Consider the following 15842-nt stretch of genomic DNA (forward strand, 5'->3'; position numbering starts at 1 on the left):
GCTTTTCTCTATGAAAATAAAGCTGAGGGGTTGCCTTACCCATCCTGAGGGGTTTCACCTATTCTCTCTAGTTCTTTTCCTTTATTAAAAATCCCTTGCTTTTGCTTATTTTAGGAGTTTAACAATAAATCAAACAACTATGCGAATTTCTACCCTCCTATTCTTGAGCTTTCTTCCTTTTCTATTGAAGGCTCAAGACTGTTTAGGCAAACGTTATCAAGAGCGTATTTTCTCCTCCGTTCAAGTTTTTCAAGAGGTGGTTTATAGTCAAGATGCTCCTTCTTTATTGGGTTCTTCTTTTGGGGCCGAGACTACCTTTGACCAAGATTTGGTTATGGACATTTATATGCCGCCCCCTACGGATACGGTCCGCAATCGGCCTGTTGTAATTTTGGCCCATGGGGGTGGATTTGTCAATATCTTTTTCATGGGGGGCACTACTTTAGTGGGCACCAAAGACAATGAAGACGTACAAGCCTTGGCCGATACCTTGGCTCATTGGGGCTTTGTTGCGGCTAGCATTCAGTACCGCACGGGCTTTGATCCCGCCAATGGAAGTAGTGTTAAGCGGGCAGTTTGGCGGGGCAGCCAAGATATTAGTGCGGGCATTCGCTTCTTTAGAAAGAATGCCCAATGGTTTGGCATTGACCCCCATAAAGTTTTTGTGGGGGGAAGTAGTGCGGGGGCTTTTGCCTGCTTGCATGCGGCTTTTGTGGAAGAGAGTGAGCGGATTCCAGAAAGCTATGAGCAAAACCTATTTACCGATGATTTGGGCTCCTTGCACAGTCGGCCCGTTGTTGAGTTAACTGGATTCAATCCCTTTATGGGGAGCAATGTAGCGGCTCAGGATGTCGATTCTATCCCGCTAGCTGTGGCTTCTTATTGGGGCGCTATTGCTGATTTAGATATGTTGAGCGGCAACAATCAGGCGCCAGTTATTTTCTTTCATGGCGACCAAGATGCGATTGTAGATGTAGATTGTGCTCGGCCATTTTCGTCTATTTTGCTCACGGCTCCTGTGGTTTGTGGGAGTCGGCCAATGGATTCGGTCCTCACGGCCCTCAATGTTCCTCATCAGACGCAGATAGAGGCGGGCGAAGGGCATGAATACTGGGGCGTAAACAATGGCGACTGGGGCAGTAATGGGCCCAATAGTTTTTGGTTGCCTATGATTGAGCAAACGGCGGCCTTTTTCTATGCCCAGATGCGTCCAGCGGCCCCACAGATTCAGGGGCCAGTGGCAGCTGCGCCACAACAAGCAGTGACTTATTCGGTGACGCAGCCGCAGGTGGGTGAGCACTACTGTTGGTCGGTCCAAAATGGGCAGATCATTAACCAAAATGCCAATGGAAGTCAGGTGGAAATCGAGTTTGATGCGGGACATAGTTCGGCCCAAATATCGCTAACGGCCGAGGATGAGGCCCAGCTCATTAGCCTGCCTCGTCAAAAGGGTATCAATTTGCAAACGAGCTTGGCCAATTTGTCTACTGCCCAAAGCTTTTATCGGGTATATCCCCAGCCGGCCCGCCAACACCTACAAATAGAGGGGCCCGCTCAAGAAGAGCAGCAGCTAGAGCTTTACGATGCTTTGGGCCGCTTATTGCGCCAAGCGCAGTTTATGGGGCAAACGCAATATTTTGTGGGGGATTTGCCTGCGGGGCAATACTACCTTCGACTCAAAGGGGCCAAAAGCGAGGCACATTTTCCCATTCAGTTGATGGATTAAACAACTATTTTGGGGCCTCAGCTGCGGCTTCGCCTTGCTGCGGGCTGTTTCGCAGCTCGCAGGTCTGCTCGGCCCTGCGGCCTGACGGCCTTGGTCTGCGGCTTCGCCGCACTGCTTCACATCGCTAGGCCAGCCCGCCCTGGGCCATATTTCTAGCGCTTTGTCCATTAAAGGAGCTTTAGCTCATTTCAACCTTTATGATTTATGTCAAAAATAGCCTTATATATTTTGGGCCTAGGACTCTGTTGTTCTTGGAGTTCTTTGGGGGCACAGTCTTTTATACTCAATCGGTTTTTTCAGCCTAGTTTGCAGCTCAATGCTGATTATCAACTGCCAGGGGCGGAGCAGCTAGAGGCGCCTCATATTGCTCGTTTTTCGGCTCAATTGGTGGTGCCAATTAAGAGTAAATTGGGTTTGGGCATTCGTTGGAACAAAATCTGGGAAGTACGGAAATGGCAGGATTTGGCCAAGATGGGCAAGATCAAGGCCTATCAGATATTTTGGACCTTCAAGCCGCAGTTCACGCAATTATATCCACAAGCGGGCCTAGCGGATAGTTTGGGGTTTATGAATCCGAAGGGGCAGCAAGCCTTGGGCCTACAGACTGGCATCACGGGCATTCATTTGATTCCCAAATGGCGGTTATTGTTCTATTCATTTAATCTGGGGATGCAACAAGACATTAGTCAATTGGATCGGACTCAGCCTTATTTTCAGGGGGCGATTGGGGTCGTTAACTTCAAGCGGATATTTTACTATTGGTATTATGGCTTGGCGGTATCGGCTAGTGCGGATCAGGCTTTTCCGGTTTTGGCCCTTCCGTTTATAGGGACCGATTTGCGTTTGGGGAAAAAGACTTGGTGGAATATTACTTTGCCCTTACAGACGAGATTGCAGTATAAATTTAATCGGTATAGCAAATTGGACCTATTGGCGAGTTTGGGGAGTACGGGTATGGGTTATCCGAGTCCGAGAACTGGGCAGCGGTTATACTTTCAGCAATTGCATTTACGGACGGGTTTGGCCTTGCATTTAAAGAGTAAGAAGGGCTGGAAGCTTTATTTAGAGGGGGGCTATATGCCTTATCGGCAATTGGATATCTTGGGGCAGGAGCATTTAGTTGTTCCAGATTTGGCTCCTTCTCCATATTTTGCTTGCTCTTTATATTATGGTTTGCGTCAAAAGAGTTTGATTGGCGATCAATTGCAAGGCTTATTGAACTTTTAAAAACTGTACAGCTCTTTAAAGTTCTTGCTAAAAAAGCGTATTTTTGTGTTCGGGCTATTTCTCTGCGTTTTGCAGGGCGCGAAGCGCCCGCAGGCTGAGGGATGGACAGCAGTGGCCCGCAGGGCCAGACCGAAGCGCTTTTGCGGCGAAGGGCCGAGCAGACCTGCGAGCTGCGAAACAGCCCGACCCGCCCGAAGGGCGGGGCAGCCCCTAAAAAATGATAAAACAGTAAGAACTATGAATAAAGAAGAAGTATTGGCCAAAGTGGATGAGGCATTGAACAGCATTCGTCCGCATTTGAAGGCAGATGGAGGCGGCATAGAGGTAATTGATTTGACCGAAGAGATGCACCTAAAGATCAAGTGGCTAGGCAATTGTCAGTCTTGCTCGATGAGTGGGATGACGATGAAAGCGGGGATTGAGTCTACGGTTAAGTCGGCTATTCCTGAAATTGTAGCTGTAGAAGCGATTAACGGACAATAAACAAGTATACAAAAGCATGACTATTTTGAAGAATTGGGCCCTTTTGGTCCTATTGCTAGTGAGTCTAGCGGCTTGTAAAGAATCTGCGCCCAAGGTTGAGCAGCAAGATGAGTCAGAGATTGAGCAATCGGCTACGGAGGCTCCACAGGAAGAGTTAACAGTAGTCGCTGCGGAGGCTAAAGTTAGTTTTCCGACTGGGGAGTATGGCAGTTTGGTCCTTGGATTTGAGGGCAATCAGCTTACGGGTTATTATGATATGCCTTTGGGTTCTGGTAATGGTTGTAGTTTCTTTTTGGAGGGACAGCTAACGGAGGCAGGCAAAGAAGTGGCGGTAAAGGCTTATTTTCCGGGCAGTGAAGAGGTAGTAGAGGGAACTTTGACACAGGAGATACAGGCGGTAACGTTAAAGTTAGCGGCTAATCCTGGTGGGCAATGTGATCCTAGTTTGTATGGCGAGGGCGAGAAATTGATGTTATCTCAGCCGGCCACTTATTTGCGTGTGGGAGTATTGAGCCAAGAGGCTAGTGTATATGCTGATGCCAAGCAAGCAGAGGCCAAGGGGAAACTAGATAAATTTGCTGTAGTTTTTGTTTTGCAGCAAATGGATGGTTGGCTTGAGGTACAGGAGATGAATGGCGAAATTAAGGGCTGGATTTCGGCTAAGGAGCTTTTTGGGCTTCGTTAGGTAGAAAATATCTCTTATAATTTCAGAGCTCTCAATATGGACTACTTCCATATTGAGAGCTTTTTTCTTTGATAGACAGGGGGCTAGCTTAGTTGAATTAAAAAAAAGAAGAGTAGCCTTAGTTAGGCTCTGAATAATTTCTATCTTTAAAGGGGTCTCTATAGATCTAAAAAATATTTATTTGCCCGCAAATTTCAGAAAAAATGATCCGAATTTTAGCCAATGACGGCATACATCCCGATGGTCAACTCTTGTTGGAAGAGGCCAATTACGAGGTAGACACCAATAAAATTCCTCAAGAGGAATTGATCAATAAGTTACAGGACTATGATGCGATTATTGTTCGCTCGGCGACCAAGGTCCGCAAAGAGTTGATAGATGCTTGTCCACGACTGAAAATCATTGCTCGTGCGGGAGTAGGTTTGGACAACATTGATGTGGATTATGCTCGGGAGAAGGGCATTAAGGTCATCAATACGCCCAAGGCATCTTCTTTGGCGGTAGCAGAGTTGGTATTGGGGCAAATTTTCAGTTTGTCTCGTTATTTGTATCAGGCCAATCGGGCGATGCCCCAGACGGGCAGTAGTGAGTTCAAGCAGCTCAAGAAGCGGTATGCGCAGGGCTTGCAGGTTAGTGGTCGCAAATTGGGGATCATTGGTTTTGGTCGAATTGGTCAGGAGTTGGCTCGTTTAGCCATGGGAATTGGGATGGAAGTATTGGCTACAGATTTGGAGGAGCGCAAGGTCAATGTTTACATTAAGCCTCCGGCGGTAGAGAATGCGAGTTTGGCGGTAGAGTTACAGACCGTACCGATGGAGCAACTACTAGAGGAGAGTGATTTCATTTCGATTCATGTTCCTAGTGGTAAAGATTTGATTACGGCCAAAGAAATGGCCCAGATGAAGAAAGGCGTTTGCATCATCAACACCTCTAGAGGAGGAGTAATTTCTGAGGCTGATTTATTAGCGGCATTGGATAGTGGTCAATTGGCTGGAGCGGCATTGGATGTATTTGATAATGAGCCTAGTCCTTCAGAGGCAGTTTTGCAGCATCCTTTAATTTCTGCAACTCCTCATATTGGGGCCTCTACACTAGAAGCACAGCGTTATATTGGTTTAGAAATCGCGGATGCTTTTATTGATTTTTTTGGCGAATAGTTTTTTTTGGGGGGCGGTTTAGACCGCCCTTCTTCTCCCCTTTACTCTAAGTTTTACCCCAATGGATAGACTGCATTTTTTGAATAGCATTGGTCTTATTTATTGTAAGCGCGCATTAAGTCCTGATGCTTCAATTTTGGATTGGCATGGCCCTACTAATGGTTTACATCTAGAGGTCGGAAGTAGCTTTTTAGAATTGCTAAAACAAGAAGACCAGTCTTGGTATAATGAACAAATCCGGCAAGCTATAAAAAGGGGAGAAAGGCGTTTAGAGCTTTATTTTCGTCTAGCAGCTTCTAGCCCTCAGCCTATTTGGATACAAGAGCAGTTGCTTATATTAGAGCCAGAGGGCTACATTCAAAGTATTTTAATTCCCGTAGACAAAAAGCCTAAGGTTGCCGAGATTTTTGAAATGAGTAGAGAGCTACTCATTCAACACAACCACTATGAAGTCCAAACAGTAAACCCTCGTTTCCAGGAGGTTATGGGTTGGAACCAAGAAGAGGTTGTTGGTAAAGATCTTAGAGAGTTATTAGTTTCTAAACAGCAAGCGGACTTACTCAATTATCTTTGGCGGCGTTTACAGAAAGAGGAGTCTGCAGATGCTTTTGAACTAGAGTTACAAAAGAAAAACGGAGAATGGGGATACTTTTGTCTTAAAGCAGAAGCTCACTATATTTATCTCATAGATAAGAGCAATGAAAAAGCTTGTACCTCTGCTTTAGAAGAAGTAAAGCAACGTTATGACAGCTTTTCTAGTGCCACAGAAGAGGGCATAGTCATTCATGAAGAAGGCATAGTTCAAGAAATGAATACTCGAGCCCGAGAGATATTAGGTTTAGATAAAGACGAAGTGTCTGGACTTCCTATTTCTGCCTTGGTGCATGAAGATGCAGTGCAGCAAATTTTGACCTTTCTCCGAGAGAATAAACAAGATGCGGGTATTAAACGACAGTCTATTGTCAAATCTCGCCACAAGAAATCGGGCCAAGTCATGTATGTTTCAGTACGAGGCAGCCAAATCAAATTAGATAATACCTCCTATCGCTATGTGATTATTAGAGACATCACCAAAGAGCATCTCTCTGAACAAATGCTCAAAGCAAGCGAGCAACGTTATAAGCGGCTGTCTGATGCAACCAAGGAGCTTATTCTCATTCATGAAGATGGCATTATTCAAGAAGTCAATAGAGCCTTTTGTGAATTTACTGGCTATGAAGAAACTGAACTCATTGGCTCAGAGACCTTTGATCTCATGTCTACCTTCAACTTTCAAAATCGACAGTTTAGCCGCAGAGAAATTCGACAATTTTACCAAAGCGATGAAGAGATTTCTGGCCGTTCTCTAATGACAAAAAAAGACGGAAGCACCTTTTCAGTAGAGTTTGAAGAGCGCATTATGTATAACAAGGAGCAAAAGCTCCGCTATGTCATTATTCGAGATATCACTCAAACCGAAGAGGCTAAACGAGCACTAGAAGAAAGCCGTAATAAATATAAAAACTTAGCGGATGCCAGCTTTGAAGGCGTAATGATCTTGGAAAAAAGCGTCATCCGAGAGGTCAACCGTGCCTTCTGTCGAATGTTGGGCTATCTAGAACAGGAAGTTATTGGGAAAAGTATTCAACTCCTATTTGAAGGCGAAGAACAATTGATCGAGCTCCAAAAAATGGCTGTACAAGAGCCCATTTTCCGCAAAGACGTAGTACTCAAACACAAAAATAAACAACTCTTCCCCGCTCAACTCCATCATCGAAAATTAGCCGATAGCGACCTTTGTTACTTACTCATCCGAGATATGAGTGAAAACCAACAACAACAACGCTTACTCAAAGAAAGTACAGAGAAATACAAGCGCCTATCTAATGCTACTCGAGAAGCGGTTATTATCTATAAAGATGGATACATCCAAGAAGTAAATCATGCCGCCTGTACCCTTTTTGGCTGGAGTGAACAAGAACTTACAGGACAAAATATTCGAAAAATTGCTCAATTAGGTGGCCGAAGTTTACAAGCCGCACTAGAACAAAGTGATACCGTAAAACTAGACCGCATCCCCCTTTACCGAAGCGATGGGAGCTCTTTTATGGCCGAAGTATGGGAAAGCGGAACGCAGGGCGTATTGCGTCAAGGACTTCGCCACCTAATTGTTCGTGATATTAGCGACCGAATTCGCTATGAACAGCGCATAGAAGAACTTTACTATGACCTTTCTGAAAGCAATAAACAGCTACGCTGTATTTTAGACCTCTCTCGTTTGGCCGCTCATGAATTTGCCAACTTAGAAGAGTTGATTGAAAAAGCTCTACGACTAATTCCACCTAGTTGGCAGTTTCCAGAATTTTGTCAGGCCCAAATTCAATTGGGAAATAAAAAATGGCAAACAGATGACTTCCCCGAAGAAAGCATCTATCAACTCAGCGCTAATATCCCACTTAAAAATGGCGAAACAGGAACGCTACGCCTAGCCTACAAGGAAAGTCAACTCAAAAACCAAGGCGCTGACCCCTTCCTCAAAACAGAACTACAACTCATCGAAGCTGTAGCAGCCCAAATTGCCTTTCTCATTGAGAAAAAACAAAGTGAGGAGGAAACCGTCGCCGCTATTTTGGCCACCGAGGACCGAGAACGCGCCCGTATTGCTAAGGAATTACACGATAGCTTAGGACAACTCCTCATGGCCATTTCTCTCAATTTAGAAGGGCTGAAAAAAGATCGCGCAAAACTAACAGAGCGCAATCAACAAAAGCTAGACCGCGCCCTGCAGTATTTGCAGGAGGCTATCACAGAAGGCCGAAATATCTCGCACAACCTCATGCCCAAAGCCATCAATGATTATGGCTATGTGCTTGCCGTACAATCTATGTTAGAAGGTTATCAAAAACTAGATGACATTGAGTTCATTTTCTATGATAATCTACACAATAAACGTCTACCTCAAAAAGTCGAACTCGCCCTCTTCCGTATCACACAAGAGGCCATTACGAATATTCTTAAACACGCCCAAGCTACACAAGTTAGTATCCAACTTATGCACTACCCCGATGTCATCATGCTCATTATCGAAGATGATGGCAAAGGCTTTGATGCTCAAGAAAAGTTGGGCAAACAACAATTTGGCCTCAATAGTATGCGCAACCGAAGTAACTCCATTTCCGGTACCCTTACTATTGAAAGCCGCCCACAACAGGGTACCGTTATTATGGTTGAAATCCCCCTCTAAAGCTTCACTACTATGCAAAAAATAAAAGTTTTCCTCGTAGACGACCACAAACTCATTCGCGATGGCATTAAGGCCCACCTAGAAGAAGCTCAAGACTTCGAAATTGTTGGCGAAGCTGCCGATGGCCAAGAAGCAATCAATAAACTCAAGGAAATTACCGCAGATGTGGTCCTGATGGACATCAATATGGATGGAATGGATGGCATCAGCTGCACCCAAATCCTTAGCCAAGAACTCCCCGAGCTCAATGTTCTAGCCCTCAGTATGCTGGCCGAAAACCAGCATATTAAAGAGATGATTAAGGCAGGCGCCAAAGGCTATTTGCTCAAAACAGCTACCGAGCAAGAAATCAAACAAGGAATTAGAGCTGTTTATCAAGGCCAAAATTTTTATAGCGCAGAAGTTACCCAAATTGTTATGAATAATTTGGGGACAGCCAACCGAAAAAAACGCTCTCGCTTCGATCCACTAGCCCCCCTCACCTCTAGAGAAAAAGAAGTTTTAGCCCTGATTATCAAGGAATATTCTAATCAGGAAATTGCCGATGAACTCTATATTTCTAAACGCACCGTAGATGCCCACAAACGCAATTTACTCGAGAAAACAGGGGCCAAAAATGTTGCGGGTTTAGTGGTCTTTGCCCTAAATAATCAGATTCTAGATAATGAGTAAAGGATAGGATCAGTTTTTGTTTTGGGGCCCGCGGCCAGCAGAGCTGGCCGCCGCTATGCTGCGCGGCTCGCTATTCGCTCGGCCCTTCGGGCAGCACTTCGTTTGCCCTCGGTCTGGCCTACGGCCACCGCTGCGCAGCGCTGGGCCGCTCCACAGAATTTCTCTGCTTCTGGCTGAGCAGCCCTGGCCGCTTGTCCGACAAAACCCAATGAGCAAGCTATAACGGCCCTGGCTGCGGTTTTAACCGCAGCATCGGCTGAGGGATGGATAGCAGTGGCCGCAGGCCAGACCCAGGCGGCAAAGCCGCCGCAGGGCCGAGCAGAACTGCGAGCTGCGACACAGCCCGACCCGACCGATAATTCATGAGGGTTTCCACCCTCATTTTGTATCGCTTCGCAAAGCGATACCGCTTTGCGCTGGGTTTCAACCCGGCGGAAGGGGCAGCCCCAAAACAGTATCCATTGATTAAATATTTGACTGCAATGTTATCTTCTCTTTCTCCTTATGGCCTTTTCTTGGGCCTTTTTTTAGCTAGTTTTGCTTCACTTTGGGGCCAAAAAAGCTTTCCAACCCTCAATGAGCTAGAATTGCAACCCAAAGCCGAAGCATTCTTGAAAACAGCCATTGCACAATTTGATGGGCAACGGTATCGACAGGCTGTTTTGGCCTTGGACCAAGCCATGCAAGCCAATGAAGAAGGACAATTGAGCGATATTTTGTTTTACTACAAGGCCCTTTGTTATTTGGAACTTGAGGAATATGGCGCTGCCAAAAATCAGCTAGATACCGCCATTAGCTTTGTTGATAATAAGGCGCATTATTACTATTATAGAGCTTCTGCCCTCTTGCAGTTGGGGCAAAACCAGGCTGCTTATTCAGACCTAGATCAAAGCTTGCGTTTGCAAACTGATAACCCCAAAGCTTGGCTAAAAAAAGGCCTCTTATTGCAACAACAACAGGCTTATCGCCAAGCACTAATGGCCTATGAACAAGCTTTGAGTTATCAGCCCAACTGGACCGAAGCCCTTTATTATAAAGGCGTATTGCTCTTGCAATTGGGGCTAGCCGAAAAAGGTTGTCAATGCTTAGAAGAGGCCAAAAATTTGGGCCTAGACAAAGCTGCCCGCGCCCAAGCTCAGTATTGTAATATCAAATCCAAGTAATTTATGCGTCTACTCATTTTTAGTTTGCTCTTATTGGGCCTTGCTTGTGGCACAAAAAAGCCCCTTGCCGAAAGTAATCCGGAACAAGGGGAAGTAGACTATCTTCAGTATTTGGAGAATCAAAAAAAGGCCATTTTAGGCCAAAAAGCGCCCAACTTTCAGCTTAAAGATTTGGATGGAAAAAGCGTCCAATTAAGCGATTATGCAGGCCAGGTTGTTTTAGTTAACTTCTTTTTCAAGAATTGCAAACCCTGTCAGGTAGAAGTGCCTAGTTTGAACCAGCTTCAAGAAGATTTTGGGCCAGAAGGGCTAGTTGTTTTAGGCCTATCTAGAGATGATCTGACCACAACGCAAGCCTTTGCCCAAGAGTTTAAGAGCAAATCCCCCCTACTTTATAACGCCCAAGAAGTAGCAAAAACCTATAAGGTTGTCGCCTATCCCTCTAATATTTTGATTGATAAAAACGGAAAAATTATCGAATATTTTACGGGCAGCAGCAGTTTTGACGCAACCTATACGTATAGAGAACTCAAGCCCGCTATTCGCAAAGCCCTAAAACAGTAAATTAGTCTTCGGATAAAGATAGGAGCCATTCAATGGCCTGCTCTCGGTTTGTGAATAACTTAATAGGGTAATCTTGGCCATAAATACGAACCAGCACACTCCCTAGCATCCTCGTAATTAGATTGGGGGCAAGTAAGGCATAAGCCATCGTAATTTTATTTAAACTTAGCCCTTCATCTGTTCTTGCAAAATTTTTAGCCTCCTTAGACATACTAGAGATGCTGTCTAAGCGCGCCAGAACTCTGAGTTTCTCTTTGCGCTCTTGATAAAGCCGCTGCTGTAGCTGCTGTGTAAACAACACCTCATCCAAGCTTAACATCTGGGCTTTACTTAGCCCTTCTGCCAATCGGAACTCTAAGATTCCATTCTCTAGTAGCCAGTAATCTATTTGGCCAAAACTATCTATTTTCTTTTCCATCCTACTTTTTTCTAAAAGCCAGCAACCACTTTATTGCTTCGCTCTTATTACTAAATATCCTTACAGGGTAATCACTCTTTACAATCCCTACAAGCATATTTCCCAACATTCGGCTAAAGGCATTAGTCACTAATAAGGCATTTGCTAATGTGATATCATTTAATTCACGCCCCTCTCCTGACTTTAAAAAAGCCTTGGCAGACTTACTTAAATTCGACATACTAGACATTTCCGCAAGCAAAATAATTTTTTGCTGCTCTTCTTCGGCCAAACGTTGCTGAACCTCTATCCCATACACAATTTCTTCCAAAGAAACTTCTTTGCTCTTGTTCTTATCTCCAATTGTGCGTATTTCTAAAATACTATTATCTAATAACCAATACTCTAATTGACCAAAAGCATCTATCCTCTTTGCCATCTTTATATTTTTTATAAGCTAAGTAGCCAAGCTATAGCCTGTTTCTCATCTTTAAACAGCTTAATAGGATACTCTTGCTTAAAAATTCCCATTAACATATTGCCCATCATTCGCCCTAGCAAATTAGGCGCAACCAAAGCATTGCCCTTTATAGAATGATTAACCTGTTTTCCTTGGTCTGACTTTAAAAAAGTTCTTGCTTCTGCGCTCAGCTTCGACATTGTCCCCAAATTAGCCAGAATCAAGATTTTTTGATTCGAATTCTGCTCAAACAACTCTGCTTGTGTCTGTATTGCATACTCTACCTCTGCCAAGGTTAATTCTTCCGTTTTTTCTCCCTGAGCTTGTATAGAAAGAATGCCATTATCTAATAACCAATACTCTAACTGGCCAAATGCTCCTAATTTTTTTGCCATAGTTCTAACTAAAGTCTGAATCAAGTTTTTCCCGCTGCGCTTCTAACCAATCTAAGGCTTTTTCTCTATTAGAAAAAGCTTTAATCGGATAAGGCGGCTTATTTAAACCAAGCATAAAGTTAGCGACAATTCTAGAAATTCCAAAGCCAACCAAGATAGCTGCCGAACGCCCCATAGGATTAGGATCATGCGCAAAATAATCTCGACCATCTTTGGTAAAGCCCTTGATCTTCCGAATATCAAAAAGGGCGTAGATTGGCTGCCCTTGGGCCGCAGCCATAGCTCGAATTGTCATCTTGAACTCAGCCGCTTCTACAGCCGATATTTTAGTCGGCTTAATCGTCAAACTAAATAACCGCCGATCACTTATATAGTGAACAACTCCTCCAACTAAATCGATAGTCTCTTGTTTTGGGTCTATTTGCATAGTTCTTTTTTTAAGCAAAATCTGGATCTAACTTTTCCCGCTGCTGCTCTAACCAATCCAAAGCTTTTTCCTTATTCGAAAAGCCCTAATCGGATAAGGCGGCTTATTTAAACCTAACATAAAATTAGCGACAATCCTAGAAATTCCAAAGCCAACCAATATTCCCGCCGATCGCCCCATAGGCGTTTTATCCTTAGAAAAAGCATCTCGACCATCTTTAGTAAAGCCCTTGATTTTCCGAATATCAAAAAGGATATACATTAGCTGTTGATGAACATTTATTAACTTCCGGGCCGTAGATTTTAATAACTCAACATCTTCTGCATTGATTTTTACGGGCTTAATCGTAATCACAACTAATCTGCGCTCTGGCAAAAACTCAATAAGGCCTGGAGCCAAATCTATTTGGGTGTTATTGGCGTCTATATTCATATTTCTTTGCTTATGTTGAGTAAATTTAATTTTTTATATCAAATCTTACCAAAAACTGACAAGCAATTTATAGTTAATTTCATGCCATATATGTTAAATCCCAATCTCTGGCTTAAGGTCGGACTCCTAGCCCTTCTTCTCGGCCGTAGCTGGCAAGCCTTTTTTGCCGACCTGCCCTGGCGGGCTTTTTTTTGGAATGAAGACATCTGGCTCCTCTTTCTCTCCCAAAACAATTATATCCAACTCTTTCAAGAGGATTATATTAATGTTTTTAGCCTTATCATGGGCTGTTTTTGGCTGCTTACGGCCAGCCTCCTCCCCTTCTTCAAAACAAAATTTTTAGCCTACAGCAGTAGCCTAAGTCTTCTCTTTCTAGCCCTGCTTTTTGCCCTGAGTAAAAATCTACAAGCTCCCCAATTTTGGGAGTATAGCCTGCAAGTTTGCTGGCCGCTGCTCTTCATTGTCCCCCAACGGAATCGCCTGCTTCTATGGGCCACAGGCATCTGCTTTACAGCCCACGCCTGCTATGCTATTGGCCTTTATCCCCCTCCTGTCGACTGGCTCAATTGGTGTATGCACTTCCTCCAACTCTCGGCCGAACAAGCCAAAAGTTTTCTCTTGCTTATGGGCTCCCTTGATCTCCTAGCTGTTGGCTTGCTGTTCTGGCCCAAAAGCCGAAAAATCGGCCTATTTTATTGTTTTTTATGGGGCCTCATCACCGCTCTCGCCCGCCCCCTAGCCAATAGCTACGCCTTTCTAGATTTAGGCGATTTTGCCCTCTATTTTTCCGAATTTCTCGTCCGTTTCCCCCACTTTTTAGGCCCGCTTTATTTGCTCCTTTTTTCTAAACGCTAGTTTTTTGTTTTGGGGCAGCCCCTCCCGTTGGTCGGGTCGCTACGTTTCGGGGCTCGCAAGCCTGCTCGGCCCTTCGGCGGCAATGCCGCCTCGGTCTGGCCTACGGCCACCCCTGCACATCGCTCAGCCAAAATGAGTTTAAACGAAAAGAGCGCAGCGGCTATAGCCGCTGCGCTCCATCAAAAGGGCAATATTCTTCGCCAAAATTCTTTTTTGGGATCTATTTTCCGATACTCTTGCAAATCGGCTATTTCTTTTTCTAGAGCCATTTTTACTTGATCCCGCAGGGCCTGTGGCCCTGCCTCTTCACCCAAAGCCGCAAAAGGGCGACTATCTATGGGGCGGCCAAACTTGAAATAAAAACGCTGGGGTTTGGGCAAAAAACTCGGCCCTAAGCCCCTGACCAAAGGCGGCAACAAATCTTTGCGCAGCCGAAAACGCTCCATAATTTGGCCCAAAGGCGTTTGCAATAATTCTTCTCGGTCCAATACAATATCATAGCATTCTTCTGGCCCCACCGCTGCCAAGGGCACAATGGGACAAGCCGCCGCTATGGCCAAACGCGCAAACCCCAAATGGTCCCGCCACAATAGCTGATAAGCCTCTCCCTTTTGCTTGAAGGCCTCTCTAGCCCCTCCCGGATAAACCAATAAATATTGATTTTGCCGCATTAAGGCCAAGGCATTCTCTCGACTACCTTCTACCTCGCCCAAGCGAGCCAAAAAATCTTTGACCAAAGGCAACTTAAAATGAGCATGATCAACCAAAATGCGCAGAAAAATATCATGTTCCTGATAAAGATGTAAGGCTAACAAAGGCACATCCAAGCCCCCCATCAAACTATGGTTGCCCACAAATAATACAGGCCCTTTATCAGGAATATTATAATCTGATAAATATACCGGCTCTGTGAGCCAGTTCCAAGGCTGTAACAAACGCTCAATCCATCGGATTTGGGCCTCATTGGGTGGGGGTAAATCGTAATTCATGCGCTTTTGGGTTTGGGGGCGGCGAAGCCGCCCGGCCTAGCGATGTGGAGGGGTGGCCGCAGGCCAGACCAAGTTTTTTGAGCAAAGCGAAAAAAATGCAGGGCCGAGCAGAGCGCGAGCCCCGAAACGACAACAAGGCCTTTAGGCCGCAGTTCGATGACCGAAGGGAATAACCGCCGCAGCTTTGCTGCGGAGGCCCCTAAACATCTACTTCATCATAGAAAAAGGCAAGGCTTTTTGCCCCATTAAGATCGCTAATTCTTGGTTGATGATATGGGCCAACTCATCAGAACGGTCCATAATCATATAATGGTTGCCGCCCTTGATAAAATGGCTAGCCTTGACCATATAGGCGGGAAAAATCTCGTCGCGACTGCCGTGAATATGCACATAATTGTCTGGAATCAGATCATTTTGCCAGTTGGCCGCCGCATACTGCGCCCAAGCAATATGCTGAGGATCTGCCGAATCAATCATGGCTTTAATATGCTCTCGACCAATGGAGTTGGTCACGCCCATCATCCAAGTAACGGGCTTTACGGTAGAACGAAGCAGCCAGGCTGGAATCCGAACCTTCTCCAATGGAAGGCGGCGCGCTAGCTTGATTTGCCAGGGCATTTCGGCTGGATGCTTTACGGTAGAAATGAGAAAAACCTTACTAAAAGGGCGCAATTTGGCGAGTTCAACAGAGATCATCCCTCCTAATGACATCCCAATAATAACGGCCTCCTCTTCTTTTTGTGCCTCGATCGTTTTATATAAACGCTGGGCGTATTCTTCTATCGATTCTTTGAGGTGTTGAGGAGGTAGATGTTCTAAATACTCAATATTTTGACTCAATAATTTAGGAGCCAAGTTCTCAAACATTCGATAGTCATTGGCTAGGCCAGGAACACAATATACTTTCATAAGTTAGCTAATTTGGTGGGGCCTAGGGTAGCTGTGGGGAGGATATGAACTTAAAGATGCAAATTAGTCGCTAAAATT

At 44.9% G+C, this 15842-nt stretch carries 17 protein-coding genes; 10 read left to right on the top strand and 7 right to left on the bottom strand.

Annotated features, from left to right (window positions below):
- Window positions 1–139: 139 nt before the first annotated feature.
- From PPO43_RS02175 to PPO43_RS02215, 9 genes are all read left to right on the top strand, one after another.
- The gene (locus PPO43_RS02175) at window positions 140–1726 is read left to right on the top strand and encodes a T9SS type A sorting domain-containing protein (protein WP_272620153.1); all 1587 of its coding nucleotides are present in this window, start codon (window positions 140–142) and stop codon (window positions 1724–1726) included.
- Window positions 1727–1930: 204 nt separating this feature from the next.
- Entirely contained in the window at window positions 1931–2953 is a 1023-nt protein-coding gene (locus tag PPO43_RS02180) for a DUF6268 family outer membrane beta-barrel protein (protein ID WP_272620154.1), read from the top strand.
- Window positions 2954–3190: 237 nt separating this feature from the next.
- The gene (locus tag PPO43_RS02185) at window positions 3191–3436 is read left to right on the top strand and encodes a NifU family protein (RefSeq protein ID WP_272620155.1); all 246 of its coding nucleotides are present in this window, start codon (window positions 3191–3193) and stop codon (window positions 3434–3436) included.
- 16 nt (window positions 3437–3452) lie between these two features.
- Window positions 3453–4121 carry a hypothetical protein gene (locus PPO43_RS02190; protein WP_272620156.1) on the top strand — a complete coding sequence of 223 codons (669 nt, stop codon included), beginning with the start codon at window positions 3453–3455 and terminating at the stop codon, window positions 4119–4121.
- A 203-nt stretch (window positions 4122–4324) separates the two neighbouring features.
- Window positions 4325–5278, top strand: coding sequence for a D-2-hydroxyacid dehydrogenase (locus PPO43_RS02195; RefSeq protein WP_272620157.1), 954 nt, complete (start codon window positions 4325–4327; stop codon window positions 5276–5278).
- A 61-nt stretch (window positions 5279–5339) separates the two neighbouring features.
- On the top strand, window positions 5340–8501 hold the full coding sequence (locus PPO43_RS02200) for a PAS domain S-box protein (protein WP_272620158.1): 3162 nt from the start codon (window positions 5340–5342) through the stop codon (window positions 8499–8501).
- 12 nt (window positions 8502–8513) lie between these two features.
- Complete coding sequence (locus PPO43_RS02205; RefSeq protein WP_272620159.1) at window positions 8514–9173, top strand: response regulator transcription factor; 660 nt, start codon at window positions 8514–8516, stop codon at window positions 9171–9173.
- Window positions 9174–9655: 482 nt separating this feature from the next.
- Window positions 9656–10336 (top strand): tetratricopeptide repeat protein, encoded by a 681-nt coding sequence (locus PPO43_RS02210; RefSeq protein ID WP_272620160.1) that lies wholly within the window; start codon window positions 9656–9658, stop codon window positions 10334–10336.
- Window positions 10337–10339: 3 nt separating this feature from the next.
- A complete protein-coding gene (locus tag PPO43_RS02215) occupies window positions 10340–10900 on the top strand; it encodes a peroxiredoxin family protein (RefSeq protein ID WP_272620161.1) in 561 nt (186 codons plus the stop codon).
- Window position 10901: 1 nt separating this feature from the next.
- On the opposite strand, the gene PPO43_RS02220 is transcribed toward PPO43_RS02215, so the two are convergent.
- Genes PPO43_RS02220 through PPO43_RS02240 form a run of 5 tightly spaced genes read right to left on the bottom strand, consistent with a single transcriptional unit; the run spans window position 10902 to window position 13011 of the window.
- On the bottom strand, window positions 10902–11318 hold the full coding sequence (locus tag PPO43_RS02220; RefSeq protein WP_272620162.1) for a DUF7793 family protein: 417 nt from the start codon (window positions 11316–11318) through the stop codon (window positions 10902–10904).
- A 1-nt stretch (window position 11319) separates the two neighbouring features.
- Window positions 11320–11736: a DUF7793 family protein gene (locus PPO43_RS02225; protein WP_272620163.1), complete on the bottom strand. Its 417-nt coding sequence runs from the start codon at window positions 11734–11736 to the stop codon at window positions 11320–11322.
- An 11-nt stretch (window positions 11737–11747) separates the two neighbouring features.
- Complete coding sequence (locus tag PPO43_RS02230) at window positions 11748–12152, bottom strand: DUF7793 family protein (RefSeq protein WP_272620164.1); 405 nt, start codon at window positions 12150–12152, stop codon at window positions 11748–11750.
- Between the two features lie 4 nt (window positions 12153–12156).
- Window positions 12157–12579, bottom strand: coding sequence for a DUF7793 family protein (locus PPO43_RS02235; protein ID WP_272620165.1), 423 nt, complete (start codon window positions 12577–12579; stop codon window positions 12157–12159).
- 48 nt (window positions 12580–12627) lie between these two features.
- Entirely contained in the window at window positions 12628–13011 is a 384-nt protein-coding gene (locus tag PPO43_RS02240; RefSeq protein WP_272620166.1) for a DUF7793 family protein, read from the bottom strand.
- 90 nt (window positions 13012–13101) lie between these two features.
- On the opposite strand from PPO43_RS02240, the gene PPO43_RS02245 reads away from it, so the two are divergent.
- Window positions 13102–13866: a hypothetical protein gene (locus tag PPO43_RS02245; protein ID WP_272620167.1), complete on the top strand. Its 765-nt coding sequence runs from the start codon at window positions 13102–13104 to the stop codon at window positions 13864–13866.
- 179 nt (window positions 13867–14045) lie between these two features.
- Here the strand turns inward: PPO43_RS02245 and PPO43_RS02250 are convergent, their stop codons facing one another.
- The gene (locus tag PPO43_RS02250) at window positions 14046–14855 is read right to left on the bottom strand and encodes a lysophospholipid acyltransferase family protein (RefSeq protein WP_272620168.1); all 810 of its coding nucleotides are present in this window, start codon (window positions 14853–14855) and stop codon (window positions 14046–14048) included.
- A gap of 207 nt (window positions 14856–15062) precedes the next feature.
- Complete coding sequence (locus PPO43_RS02255) at window positions 15063–15764, bottom strand: alpha/beta fold hydrolase (RefSeq protein ID WP_272620169.1); 702 nt, start codon at window positions 15762–15764, stop codon at window positions 15063–15065.
- Window positions 15765–15842: the final 78 nt, after the last annotated feature.

The sequence above is a fragment of the Saprospira sp. CCB-QB6 genome (assembly GCF_028464065.1).
Classification (GTDB): domain Bacteria; phylum Bacteroidota; class Bacteroidia; order Chitinophagales; family Saprospiraceae; genus Saprospira.